This is a genomic window from Thauera butanivorans, from assembly GCF_048398245.1.
Taxonomy (GTDB): domain Bacteria; phylum Pseudomonadota; class Gammaproteobacteria; order Burkholderiales; family Rhodocyclaceae; genus Thauera; species Thauera butanivorans.
The window spans coordinates 417,896-429,928 of the sequence record NZ_CP183038.1 but is presented as its reverse complement, the minus strand read 5'-3'; the positions used below and the strand labels follow the sequence as shown (position 1 = coordinate 429,928).

The following is a 12,033-nucleotide window of genomic DNA, read 5'->3' as shown; positions in this document are numbered from 1 at the left end:
GATGAGCACGCACGACGCTGCCGAAGGCGGCAAGGCCGCGGCGGCGATCTCGACCACGCAGCTCATCGCGCTGTCGATCACCTCCGCCCTCGGCGGCACGCTGATGGCGGCAGGCGGGGAATCCATCGCCGATGCGGCGCGCTACGCCACGCTCGGCATCGCGCTGCTGGTGCTGCCGGGCGTCTTCACCGCGCGCATCGTGACGCGGCAGTAGCCGCACGCGATACCCGCAAGCGTTACCATCCCCCCACCACCACCCGCGACGACGAGCCCGATGCCCGCTGCAGCCGAACCATCCGATCTCGCCCCCGATCCCGCCGGCGGGCCGCCGCTCGCCAACGCGCTGCTGTTCGCCCTGGTCTTCGTCGAAGGCTTCGTCTCGCTCGGCGCCGAGATCGTCGCCCTGCGCCGGCTGGTGCCGCACGTGGGCAGCGCGATCACCGTCACCGCGCCGACGATCGGCTTCTTCCTGCTCGCACTGGCGCTCGGCTACCAGGCCGGCGGACGCGTCGCCGGCGGCTACCTGGCGCGGGTGAGGCACAACTTCCTCGCCGCCGCGGTGCTGATCGCGGTGGGGCTGTCCGGGCCGGTGGCCGAGTTGCTGTTCACTCATCTGCAGCCGGCGCCGCTGGCCTGGTTCGCGCTGATCGGCGGCGTCCTGTGCCCGGTGGCCTGGCTGCTCGGCCAGACGGTGCCGATCCTGACCAACCTGCTGCGCCATGCACGCGCCGGCGAACGCAGCGGCGCGGCGCTGTACTGGTCCACGCTCGGTTCCTTCCTCGGCGCGGTGAGCCTGTCGATGCTGGTGATGCAGTGGCTGGGCGTGGGTGCCGCGGTGCTGATCTGCACCGCCCTGCTGCTGGTGCTGGTACCGCTGCTGAGCGAAGCCGGCCACGCCCGCCACTACGCCATGCTGCTGTCCGCCCTCGCCGCCGGCGCCGCGCTCGCCGCCAACCTGGTGCTGCCGCAGCAGACCGAGACCGCCTACGCCACTTACCGCGTGGCGCCGACCACGCTCGACGGCTTCGACAATCCGCGCGTGTTCTGGGTCAACAACTCCGCCGCGTCGATCATCGACAACGCCGAACCGCCGCAATACGCGCGCTACATCCAGCGCCTGCGCACGCTGCTGCTGGACGAACTGGCTTTCCGCGAGCGCCGCGTGCTGGTGCTGGGCGCCGGCGGCTTCACGCTGTCGCACCGCGAGCCGCTCAACCACTACACCTATGTCGACATCGATCCGGCGATCAAGGACATCGCCGAGCGCGACTTCCTGCGCGAGCCGGTGCGCGGCGAATTCATCGTCGCCGACGCCCGCGCCTTCGTGCGCAACAGCACCGAGCGCTACGACGCGGTGGTGGTGGACGTCTACAGCGCACTCACCAGCATCCCCGCCCACCTGGTGACGCGCGAGTTCTGGCGCGCCACCCGCCAGGCGCTGAAGGAAGACGGCCACCTGATCGCCAATCTGATCCTCGACACCAAGCTCGCCACCCCCTATGCGCGCAACCTGCTGGCGAGCATCCAGGCCGAGTACGGCCCCTGCGCGGTCGAAGTGCTGTTCCGCGACCGGCCGCTGTCGAACGTGCTGGTGCAGTGCCACGCCGCCAACCCGCCGCTGGCCGGCGAGCCCTACACCGACGAGCGCAACCGCGCCGATCTGGATGTCTTGCGCTCGCAGTGATTGCAGCTCAGGAGCCAGTGATACCGCTGGCGACACGCATGCCGCCTGGAAGTGGCCAGCGTAGCTGGAGCGGGCGCTTCAATCCTGGGGTAAAAAGGCCGCGAAGGACGCCGGCAGCGGCGCGTTCTCCAGGCTGCGCTGGGTGAACAGGAAGCGGCCGTCGCAGACGAAGCCGAGGTCGGCCCAGTCCACCGCGTTGAGCGCATCGCGGAAAGTCTCGACGTCGACGTCCTCGCGGTATGGAAACACCGCCATCACCGCGCCATCGTAGTCCTTGCATGCATGGACGAAGAAGGGCCGTGCGACGCGCGTCCTGCCATTCACATATACCCGCGGGCGCTCGCTGCGGTGATGCATGCGCCCCCACATCCACCAGTTCGACTCGTCGAAGTCCCTCACCTTGCGCTGCAGCAGGCGGGCCTTGTGCGGCAGCAGCGCGGCGGGCGGCGGCTTGCCCGGCTCGGGCCAGATCATGCGCCGGGTGCGGCCGGTGCTGACGGTGGATGAACAGACGAACTCGCGGTTCCCCTGCAGCAGGTCGGTGTACAGATCATCGGCGCCGGACACCCCGCCGACCTTGACGAAAGCCACCTGCGACAGCCGCAGCGGGTAGTCCTCGCGGGCGAACATCAGGTGTCCCGCGCATTCGACGAAATGGCGCGGCTGCCAGGCCGGTGCCGCGAGCGCGGCATCGAGCTCGTCATCGACGCCGATCTCGCAATAGCGCATCGCGTGATCGCGGCGGCCTTGCTCGAAGCGCCAGATCAGGCAGTTCGGCAAGGCATCGTCGAACACCCGCGCATCGCCGAGCGAGATCGCATCGGTGATGCTGCCCGCCTCCGCCAGCAGGCGGTTCAGCTTCACCGCCGAGGTCGTTTTCAGGAAGTCGCGCGGCGTGATGAAGATCAGTTCGCCGCCCGGCTTCAGGTGGCGCAGGCATTTCTCGACGAAGAACAGGTACAGGTTCGAGCGCCCGTCCAGGCAGCGCCCATGGTGGCCGCGCGTGATCAGTTCGCGCGTGGCCGCCGGAATGTCCTGGTAGCGGACGTAGGGCGGATTGCCGATGATGGTGTCGAACTGCTCCTGCACCGGATAGGCGAAGAAATCCAGCACCCGCGCACCGGGCGGACAGTGGTCCGGGTCCAGCTCCAGCCCCACCGCGCCGGGCAGATGGCGCAGGAAGGCGCCGTCGCCGCAGGACGGCTCCAGCACCCGCCCGCGATTGCGGCGCAGCGCCAGCATCGCGCGCACCACCGGCGCCGGCGTGAACACCTGGCCGAGCGCGGCGACGTCGCGCAGACCGAGGCCGTACTGGCCGGATGCGGGCAGGAATGTGGGTTCGGCTGACATGGGCGGCGATGTTACCAAGCCGGCCGCAGGACGGGGGGAAACAATCAAGGAAGGGGGCAGCTCTTACGCCTATCGACTGAAGTCATATCAAGTTCGCGGTCACGCTTTGGGGGTGCCTACCCGAAGACCAAAAGACTGGCTTGGCATCTTCTGATACATGGGAATTGTGTTCTTCAGCGCTCTTCGCGTATCCCTTACTTGGTGTAACCTCTAATCACTTCGAGCAGTTCCGCACTCTGCTGAAAGTCGATGCATTTCATAAGCACGAAACATGTACTGTGCCCCATCACTACCCGAAACGGTTTTCCCTCCTATTGACGGGACTCTTACGCCGCACTTGTTCAAGACGTAGCTCATTCTGATAGCACATGCGTTCTTGAAGAACCCGCCGTCAATGTTCGCCTTGACCTTCCCAATCAGTGTCGAAGAAGCTCAGCCAGAGGGTGAGGCATTGTCTCAAATCAGGTCGCATAGAGGAAGGTATGCGGAAGAAATAATCATGCTGAACCGACTTACACCAGGCACTCGCCGGCAGCACACAGCCGCCTGTCGCCTATACTGAACGACGAATATCCACCGCCTTCCCATTTCATGCACGAGGCCAAGGACATGGACATCCGCACTCAACGCATCTACGAACCGCCCTCGCCCGCCGACGGTTGCCGGGTGCTGGTCGATCGGCTGTGGCCGCGCGGACTGCGCAAGGACGCCGCGGCACTCGACCACTGGCTGCGCGAACTGGCGCCATCGACCGAACTGCGCCACTGGTTCAACCACGATCCGGCGCGCTGGGACGAATTCCGCCGCCGCTACGCCGAGGAGCTTGACCACGGCGAGGCCGCCGAAGCGCTGGCAACGCTGCGCGAACTGGCTGCCGCCCAGCCGGTGCTGACGCTGCTCCATGCCGCGCACGACACCGAGCACAACAACGCCGTCGCACTGCGCGAATACCTGCTGGATTCTTAGTTCCCTCTCATCTGCCGCGCCACCAGCGCGGGGTTGTCGCCCTGGTAGGCAGCCTTGATCACGTCCCAGGCTTCCTCGGCCGTCTCGGCGTAATGGAACAGATCCTTGTCCTTGGGGCTGATCACGCCGTGCTCGACCAGCACGTCGAAATCGATCAGCCGCTGCCAGAATTCGCGCCCGATCAGCACGATCGGCCGGCGCCGGATCTTGCCGGTCTGCGTCAGTGTCAGCACTTCGAACAGCTCGTCCAGCGTGCCCAGCCCGCCCGGGAAGCTGACCAGCGCCACCGCGCGCATCAGGAAATGCATCTTGCGGATGGCGAAATAGTGGAACTGGAAGCACAGTTCGGGCGTGATGTAGGGGTTCGGCGCTTCCTCGAAAGGCAGGAAAATGCTCATGCCCATGCTGCGCCCGCCGGCCTCGTGGGCGCCGCGGTTGCCCGCTTCCATGATGCCCGGGCCACCGCCGGTGGCGACGATGACCGGCTCGCCGAGCGCTCCGGCTTCGCGCGTCACCAGCTCGGCGAAACGGCGCGCTTCCTCGTACCAGCGCGCATTCCTGACCATCTGCTCGGCTTTCCGGATCGCCTCTTCGTCGCCGTCGGCGCGCGCTTCCGCCAGCATCGCCGCGGCCACCTCGGGCGCCTTGAAGCGGGCACTGCCGAACACCACCACGGTCGATTCCACGCCCTGCTCCTGCTGGATCAGCTCGGGCTTCAGCAGTTCGAGCTGCAGGCGCACCGGCCGCAGTTCCTCGCGCAGCAGGAAATCGGTGTCGGTGAAAGCCATGCGGAAAGAGCCGCCGGGGCCGCCGTAGCGGCTGTGCGGCTGCGCTGCGCGGGCTTCGTCCTCGGCAGAAGGAAAATTGCGGGCGCGGAGCAGGGACTTGTCGGTCATGAAGGCAACCAGATGAGATTCGGGGCCGACATGATCGCATCCCCGGATTACGCCAAGCGAGCGCCCGCGCGCCGCGGCGTGCGTCGCGTCACGCTTGCGTGGCCGCGCGGCGCTTCAAGGACGCGGCAACGAAGCGCCACACCATGCCCGACGCATCCGGTCCCTGCGGGTCGCTGAACAGCTGGCGCGCGTCGCCGCCGCTCCAGGCATGGCCGAGCCCTTCGACCTCGACGAGTTGCGCGGCGAGCCGGCGCCCTGCGCGGTAATCGGTGACCGTCATCGGCCGGCGCGCGCCGCGCTGCATGCGGCGCGGCTCGCCGGCCCGCGCGCCCGAAGCGGCCGCCCACAGCTCGGCCGCGGCGCGTCCGTTGGCCGGTGCGACCACGCGATCGGCCTGGCCGTGGATCACCAGCAGCGGTGGCAGTCCGCCGTCCGGCGCCAGGTTCGCGTTCGCCGTGCGCCGCCCGCCCATCGCCGCCAGCGCGGTGGCGGCCGAATGGGCGCTGCCCGGCGGCACGCCGCAGTGCATGACCACCGCGGCGAAACGATCGGGATGGCGCGCCGCCAGCAGCGCGGCCATGCTCGCGCCGGCCGAGATGCCGGCCAGCGCGATGGCCTCGCGGTCCACCGCGTAGAGCAGGCAGACCTGGTCGATCGCCGCCATCAGCGTCTCCGCCTCGGCATCGGCGTGGCGGCTGCGGGTGTCGTACCAGTTCCAGCAGCCCTGCGGATTCGCGCTGCGATCCTGCTCGGGATACAGCACCAGCAGGCGCTCGCGCCGGGCGATGCGGTTCATCCGGGTGCTGTGGGCGAACTGCGCCGCCGTCTGCCCGCAGCCATGCAGCATCACCAGCAGCGGCCGGCGCTCGTCGTGGCGGATGCCGGGCGGCCGGAACAGGTGGAAGCGGCGCACGCCTGCCGGACCGAGCGCCTGGCCGGCGATCCAGTCCCCGGCACCGGGCGGCGGCCGATGCGGCGCGGCGATCGCATCGACCGTCTGCGCGACGGCCTTGCCCACCGCCCGCGTTCCCGCGGCGAGCGACTTGCGCGTCATCGCCGTCGTCGCAGCCGTCGCACGCTGCAGCGCACGGGCCAGCGGCGACTTGCGGAGGCGACGGCTCATTGCTTGACGACCTCCCTCATGCGCGCGCGCAATCCCGAGGCGCGCAGCGTGCGTGCCGCGCAGCCGGCGACGAAGACCTCGCCGGCGCCGGCCACCGTCACCCGCCTGGCGGCGCGGGTGACGCCGGTATAGATCAGTTCGCGCGTCAGCACCCGCAGCGGCTGCGCCGGCAGCATCAGCAGCACCTCGTCGAACTCCGAACCCTGGCTCTTGTGCACCGTCAGCGCGAAAGCGGTGTCGTGGGCCGGCAGGCGCAGCGGCGGAACAGGGCGGAAGCCACCTTCGGCCGCTGGGAAGAACACCCGCAGCCTGCCCTGTTCGTCGGGCAGGCAAAGGCCGACGTCGCCGTTGAAGAGGCCGAGGCGGTAGTCGTTGGCGAGCACGATGACCGGCCGCCCCGGATACCAGCGCCCGGCGGCGCTGCGGTCCGGCGCCAGGCCGAGGGCGGCGCGCAGCCGGGCTTCGAGATGGGCGTTCAGCGCGACCAGCCCGCGGCTGCCGTCGCGCACCGCGACGAGCACGCGGAAGCGCTCGAACGCCTGCATCGCAGCGGAGACGTCGAGCGGGCGAAGAGCCGCAGCCTCATCCAGGCGAGTCCCCGGCCGAGTCCCCAGGCCGGCCCGCAGCAGCGCGAAGTAGGGCGCATAGCCCGCTTCGATGCGTGCCAGCGCGTCGGCCCCCGGACGCTCGCCGCCATCCTCGATCCAGCACGCCGATTCATCGCCGCCGGCCGCCAGCCAGGCGAGCGCGGCCTGACCACGGCCGGCGCGGATGTCGGCCGCCAGCCGGCCGATGCCGGAGTCGGCGCGGAAGCGGTGGCTCTCGGTCAGCCAGACGACGCAATCGGCCAGTGCGGCGGTGCCCTCTCCTGCTTCGCCATCCTCGCCTTCGTCCTGCTGCAGGCTGGCTTCGGCCGCCGCAGCATGGACCGCCCCGGTATCGACCGCCGGGTCGATCTGCGCCAGGCGGGCACGCATGCCGGCAGAAAAGCTGCGCTGCGCCGACAGTTCGGCGAACACCGCACCGGCTTCGACGGCGGCGAGCTGATCCTTGTCACCGAGCAGCACCAGCCGCGCCACCGGCGGCAGCGCATCCACCAGGCGGGCGGCGAGCGCCAGGTCCAGCATCGAGGCCTCGTCCACCACCAGCACATCCACCGCCAGCGGCTTGCCGGCATGGTGGCGGAAACGGCCGGCTTCCGGGGTGACGCCGAGCAGGCGATGCACGGTGAATGCCTCGCTCGGCAGCCTGGCCGCGAGTCCGGCCGGCAGCGCCTGCGCCCGCTGGCGCAGTGCTTCGAGCATGCGCGCGGCGGCCTTGCCGGTCGGCGCGGCCAGCGCGATGCGCAGGGCTGGTTCGCGTTCGAGCAGGCAGGCGAGCAAGGCCGCGACGGTGGTGGTCTTGCCGGTGCCCGGTCCGCCGCTGATCACCGTCAGCCGCCCTTGCAGCGCCAGCGCGACGGCAAGCTTCTGCCAGTCGGGCGCGGCTGCGGCGCGCGGCGGAAACAGGCTGTCCAGCAGCACCCGTTGTTCGGCGCCCGGTGCTTCCACCGTCTCCGCGGGCTGGGCGCGCGCCACCAGGGCCGCGGCCAGCCCGTGCTCCTGGTCGAAATGGCGGCGCAGATAGAGACGGTCCTCGTCGTCGAGCACCAGCGGATGCGCCGATGCGCCGCCGACCGCCTGCGCCACGCCGGCGACCACGCCGCTGGCACGCAGCGCGCCGCGCAGCCGTTCGAGCCGGACAGCATCGGCTTCCGCCCCGGGCGGGGTATCGCTGCCCGGCGGCAGACCGTCCAGGGCTTCAGCCGCATCCGCCATCAGCGCGGACGGCTCCTCCAGGCTGCTTTCGGCGTCGGCGAATGCGCCGTCCGCCGGGCCGGCGAGCGCAGCGAGCGGCATGCAGACGTGGCCGGCACTGGTGGCGACCGCCAGCCGGCGTACGGCCGAAGCCAGCACGGCGCGGCTCCCGGCCGGCGCCTGCAGCGTATCGGCCCAGGCAAGAAGGTGGCGGGCGAAGCCCTCGGCGAGATCGTTCATGCCGGCTCCACGATGGCGGTTTCGGCCCTGCCGGCCAGCAGCGCATCGAGTTCTTCGAGCACCTTGCGCGGGCAGCGGTGGTGGAACACGCCGGCCGGCCGGCCACCGAGCAGCCAGCCCGGCCGCACGCCGCGCACGAACAGGTAGAGCGCGCCGCCGAAATGGCGCTCGTAGTCGTAGTCCGGCAGGCTGCGGCCGAGGTGGCGGTGCAGCGCCACGCTGTAGATCAGGTGCTGCAGATGGTAGCCGTGCGCCTGCATCGCGGCTTCGAGGCCGGCGGGCGCATAGTCCTGCGGACGGTCGCCGAGGTGGTTGGACTTCCAGTCGAGCAGCCAGTAGCGGCCATCGTGCTCGAACACCAGGTCGATGAAGCCTTTCAGGTAGCCGTCGAGCTCCCGGAAGGACAGCCTGGGCACGCGGTAGCCTCGCGCCGCGAGCCAGCCGTCGAGCTGCGCTGCCGTCAGCCGCGGCGTGGGCAGATGGAAGCCCAGCTCCGTCAGCCGGTGCGTGCGCGGCACGCTGTCCAGGCGCAGTCCGGCGCCCGGAGGCTCCGCCAGCAGCGGCGTGGCCACCACGTCCGCGAGCATGCGGCGCAGCATCCGCGACAGGGCCGCCGAGCCGGCCGGCGCCCGCTGCGGATGGGCGGCGAGCGCGGCGGCGATCGCCTGCTCCCAGCCGCCGTGGTCGGTGAAGTCGATCTGCTCGAACAGCGCGTGCATGCAGTCGCCGGCCACCGGGCCGCGCGGAAAGCGCAGGATGTCGTCGTCCGCCGGCGCAGGCGCCGGCACCGCGTCCACGGCGGCAGCCAGGCCGGTCAGCGCCGCCAGCTCGCCGCCATCCAGCGCATTGGCGTCGTGGTCCAGCGCGGCCTGCTCCGGCGCCACCTGGCCTCGGGCCGCGCCGGCGATCAGCGCGCTGAAGCTGCCGATGCGCCAGCCGGCCGGCACCACCGGTGGCCGCAGCGCGCGCGGCCGCTGGCCGGCACCGCCGGCCGGAGCGAGTGCTTCGCCGTGCCCGTCCGGCAGATCCGACCACTGCATGACCGGCTTGCCCTCGTACAGGCTGGCGCCGGCAAGCGCGCGCCAGCGGGCCTCGATGTCCATCGGCGTCGACCTGTAGCCGGCCCAGGCATCGGCAGCCGTGCCGGCACCGGCCACCATCCAGTTGAGCAGGCTGCGCACGCTCTCGGTATGGCTGATGGTCTTGCCGCGCTTGGCATAGCAGCCCACCACCAGGTAGCAGCGGTGCACCGCGCGCGTCAGCGCGACGTAGATCAGGCGCAGGTCCTCGGCCTGTCGTTCGCGGCGCAGGCGGGCCTTGATCGCTTCGTCCTGCGCTGCCGCCTGGCGGTAGTCGAGCACCAGTCGACCGCTGTCGTCGTGCCAGGCGCGCATCGGGCCTTCGCTGCGGCCACCGGCGTGGCCGTCGAACAGGAAGGGACAGAACACGATGCCGTATTCCAGCCCTTTCGCCCGGTGGATGGTGACGATCTGCACCAGGTTGCGGTCCGACTCCAGCCGCAGCTGGGCCGCTTCGCCGCCGCTGCCCTCGCGGCGCTGCGCGGCCAGCGTGCGCAGCAGGACTTCGGGCGCGGCGTCGCCGGCCATCTGCTGCAGCAGTTCGGCCAGGTGCATCAGGTTGGTCAGCCGGCGTTCGCCATCCGGGCGGCCGAGCAGGCGGGCGGCGACGTCCTCGTCGCTCAGCCACTGCCGCAGCATCACGCCGAAGCCGCGCGACAGCCAGATCTCGCGCCAGCGCACGAAGGCGTCGAGCCTGTCGAGCAGCGCGCTTTCATCCTCGGCCAGCCTGGCCAGCGCTGCCGCGTCGAAGCCCATCGCCACGGTGGCGAGCGCAGCCTTGACGCGGCGCTCGCGCAGCGGCTCGGCGATCGCCAGCAGCACCCGTTCCAGCTCTTCGGCGTCGTCGGTGTGGAACACGCTGGCCTGCGACAGTTCCACGCTGCCGACGCCGACCGCCGCCAGTGCGCGGCGCATGCGCGCGCCCTGGCCGTGGCTGCGCACCAGCACGGCGATGTCGGCAGGCGCCAGCGGCCGCTCGCCGATACGGATCTGCCCGGTCGCACCGGCTGCCAGCAAGCGTGCGATCTCGGCCGCGCAGGCGCGTGCGGCGCGCTGCAGCGCCTGTTCGCGCGGCAGCCGGGTGCCGCCGCCCTCGTCGCTGTCGGCCTGGGTGTCGTCGCGCGGGATGCGCCACAGCTGCAGCGGCGGGGCCTCGCCGGCCGGCGCCGTGGCGTCCGCCAGCGGTTTGCGCGGCCGGCTGCCGGCGCCGACGCGCACGTAGTCCAGCCCGTCCATCATGAACACCGCCGGGTTGGCGCCGAACAGCTGGTTGCAGGCTTCGATCAGCGCCGGCGCCGAGCGCTGGTTGTGGCGCAGCGTATAGCGCGCATCGGTGCGCTCGCGCGCGGCGAGATAGGTGTGCAGGTCGGCGCTGCGGAAGCTGTAGATCGCCTGCTTGGGGTCGCCGACCAGGAACAGGCTGCCGTGGCGGCCTTCGGCGCGATAGATGCGATCGAAGATGCCGAACTGCAGCGGATCGGTGTCCTGGAACTCGTCGATCAGCGCCACCGGGTAGCGCGCGTGCAGCGCCGCCGCCAGCCAGGGCTGTCCACCCGCATGCAGGGCCTGCCAGGCGTTCCACAGGATGTCGTCGAAACCGATCTGGCGGCGTTCGGCCTTGCGCCGGCGCAACTCGTCCGCAGCCGTGTCGACGAAGCGCCGCAGCAGGCTCAGCCGGGCGGTCGCCAGCAGGGCATCGACTTCCGCCCGCGCCGCCAGCAGTTCGCCGGCGGCATCGAAGAAGGGATGGCACGGCGCAGCGATGCCCTTCCTGCTGCCGGCGGCGGTGATGCCTTGCTTCAGCACCTCGGCGGCGAACAGCCTCAACTTGTCGCCGTGCTCGCCGGCAATCGGCTGCAAGGGATCGTCCGCCGCCAGCCAGCCGGCCCATTGGCCGGCCGCGGTCCCGATCGCCTGCGGCTTGTAGCGCGTGCCGTTGAGGCCGTCGAGCGCGCCATTCACGCAGGCGACGGCTTCGTCCAGCCTCTCCGACAGCGCACGTGCTGCGGCATAGGCCTGCCGCAACCGCGCCTCGGCCGCCGGCAGCGCGGCCGCGCCTTCGCCGCCGTCCGTGCCCTCGTCCCACAGCGCGCGGGCGCAGGGCCGGCCCATGTGGCGCTGCAGGATGCCGGCCCAGCCTGCGGGGCAGTCGCCCCGGTTCAGCAGTTCGTCCGCCAGCAGCGGCGGCAGCGCGCTGCCCGCGACTTCGCGCCGCCAGAAGTCCTGCGCCACTTCCAGCCGCAGCGCGTCATCGTCCTCGACCAGTTCCAGCGCATAAGGCAGGCCGGCGGCGAAAGGCGTGTCGGCCAGCGCGCGCTGGCAGAAGCCGTGGATGGTGAAGATCGCCGCTTCGTCGAAAGTCTGCAGCGCATGGCGCAGGCGCACACTCGTCCGCGCATCGTCGATGCCGCGCGCCCGCAGCGTGTCGAGCAGTTGCGGCACGAAAGGGTCGTCGCCCGCCGCCGCGCCGTCGAGCACGCGCAGGGTTTCGACGATGCGCTCGCGGATGCGGCCGGACAGCTCGGCGGTCGCCGCCTTGGTGAAGGTGACGACCAGCAGGGCTTCGACCGGCAGCTCCCGCTCCAGCAGCAGTCGCAGATACAGGCCGCAGATGTTCCAGGTCTTGCCGGTGCCGGCCGAGGCCTCGATCAGGCGGATGCCGTCCAGCGGGCAATCAAAGACGTTAAGTTCCGGAGCTGCGGACATGGTGAGAAAAGAAGCGGTCGAAGAAGCGCCGTCACGGCGGAGGACGGAGACAGGCGACGATAGCACGGCGCCCTGGTCATCCGGCCTGCCGGCAAGCGCTGATTGCCCGCGTCAATCGCCCGAATCAAACGCAGCGATGCGTTTAAGCGGTATTCTGATCGCTCAGCCGATTCGCGTACGGCGACATCCGACT

Annotated in this window: 9 protein-coding genes; 3 read left to right on the top strand and 6 right to left on the bottom strand. The window is 70.6% G+C overall.

The genetic code is table 11. The features are described from left to right. The first annotated feature begins 1 nt into the window (after position 1). Complete coding sequence (locus tag ACNQFN_RS02070; protein ID WP_068638934.1) at positions 2-214, top strand: hypothetical protein; 213 nt, start codon at positions 2-4, stop codon at positions 212-214. Between the two features lie 60 nt (positions 215-274). Further along, the gene (locus ACNQFN_RS02065) at positions 275-1,684 is read left to right on the top strand and encodes a fused MFS/spermidine synthase (RefSeq protein WP_068638931.1); all 1,410 of its coding nucleotides are present in this window, start codon (positions 275-277) and stop codon (positions 1,682-1,684) included. Positions 1,685-1,762: 78 nt separating this feature from the next. Here the strand turns inward: ACNQFN_RS02065 and ACNQFN_RS02060 are convergent, their stop codons facing one another. Then, the gene (locus ACNQFN_RS02060; RefSeq protein WP_068638929.1) at positions 1,763-3,034 is read right to left on the bottom strand and encodes an Eco57I restriction-modification methylase domain-containing protein; all 1,272 of its coding nucleotides are present in this window, start codon (positions 3,032-3,034) and stop codon (positions 1,763-1,765) included. 210 nt (positions 3,035-3,244) lie between these two features. After that, positions 3,245-3,430: a T6SS effector amidase Tae4 family protein gene (locus ACNQFN_RS02055; RefSeq protein WP_418648953.1), complete on the bottom strand. Its 186-nt coding sequence runs from the start codon at positions 3,428-3,430 to the stop codon at positions 3,245-3,247. Positions 3,431-3,643: 213 nt separating this feature from the next. Here ACNQFN_RS02055 and ACNQFN_RS02050 point away from each other — a divergent pair, with 213 nt between their 5' ends. Further along, the gene (locus ACNQFN_RS02050; protein ID WP_068638956.1) at positions 3,644-4,000 is read left to right on the top strand and encodes a DUF488 domain-containing protein; all 357 of its coding nucleotides are present in this window, start codon (positions 3,644-3,646) and stop codon (positions 3,998-4,000) included. Here ACNQFN_RS02050 and ACNQFN_RS02045 read toward each other — a convergent pair. The 4 genes from ACNQFN_RS02045 to recB form a co-directional block, all read right to left on the bottom strand. Next, entirely contained in the window at positions 3,997-4,896 is a 900-nt protein-coding gene (locus tag ACNQFN_RS02045) for an LOG family protein (protein WP_418647810.1), read from the bottom strand. The genes ACNQFN_RS02050 and ACNQFN_RS02045 overlap by 4 nt on opposite strands. 88 nt (positions 4,897-4,984) lie before the next feature. Then, positions 4,985-6,019, bottom strand: coding sequence for an alpha/beta hydrolase family esterase (locus tag ACNQFN_RS02040; protein ID WP_418647809.1), 1,035 nt, complete (start codon positions 6,017-6,019; stop codon positions 4,985-4,987). Beyond that, positions 6,016-8,055 carry an exodeoxyribonuclease V subunit alpha gene (gene recD, locus ACNQFN_RS02035; RefSeq protein ID WP_418647808.1) on the bottom strand — a complete coding sequence of 680 codons (2,040 nt, stop codon included), beginning with the start codon at positions 8,053-8,055 and terminating at the stop codon, positions 6,016-6,018. Before recD ends, ACNQFN_RS02040 begins: the two co-directional genes overlap by 4 nt. Then, positions 8,052-11,840, bottom strand: coding sequence for an exodeoxyribonuclease V subunit beta (recB, locus tag ACNQFN_RS02030; RefSeq protein ID WP_418647807.1), 3,789 nt, complete (start codon positions 11,838-11,840; stop codon positions 8,052-8,054). Before recB ends, recD begins: the two co-directional genes overlap by 4 nt. Positions 11,841-12,033 lie beyond the last annotated feature (193 nt).

Excerpts from the sequence above, each read along its gene's own strand:
- ACNQFN_RS02070 (WP_068638934.1), top strand. The coding sequence starts at position 2 with ATGAGCACGCACGACGCTGCCGAAGGCGGCAAGGCCGCGGCGGCGATC.
- ACNQFN_RS02065 (WP_068638931.1), top strand. The coding sequence starts at position 275 with ATGCCCGCTGCAGCCGAACCATCCGATCTCGCCCCCGATCCCGCCGGC.
- ACNQFN_RS02060 (WP_068638929.1), bottom strand. The coding sequence starts at position 3,034 with ATGTCAGCCGAACCCACATTCCTGCCCGCATCCGGCCAGTACGGCCTC.
- ACNQFN_RS02050 (WP_068638956.1), top strand. The coding sequence starts at position 3,644 with ATGGACATCCGCACTCAACGCATCTACGAACCGCCCTCGCCCGCCGAC.
- ACNQFN_RS02045 (WP_418647810.1), bottom strand. The coding sequence starts at position 4,896 with ATGACCGACAAGTCCCTGCTCCGCGCCCGCAATTTTCCTTCTGCCGAG.
- ACNQFN_RS02040 (WP_418647809.1), bottom strand. The coding sequence starts at position 6,019 with ATGAGCCGTCGCCTCCGCAAGTCGCCGCTGGCCCGTGCGCTGCAGCGT.
- recD (WP_418647808.1), bottom strand. The coding sequence starts at position 8,055 with ATGAACGATCTCGCCGAGGGCTTCGCCCGCCACCTTCTTGCCTGGGCC.
- recB (WP_418647807.1), bottom strand. The coding sequence starts at position 11,840 with ATGTCCGCAGCTCCGGAACTTAACGTCTTTGATTGCCCGCTGGACGGC.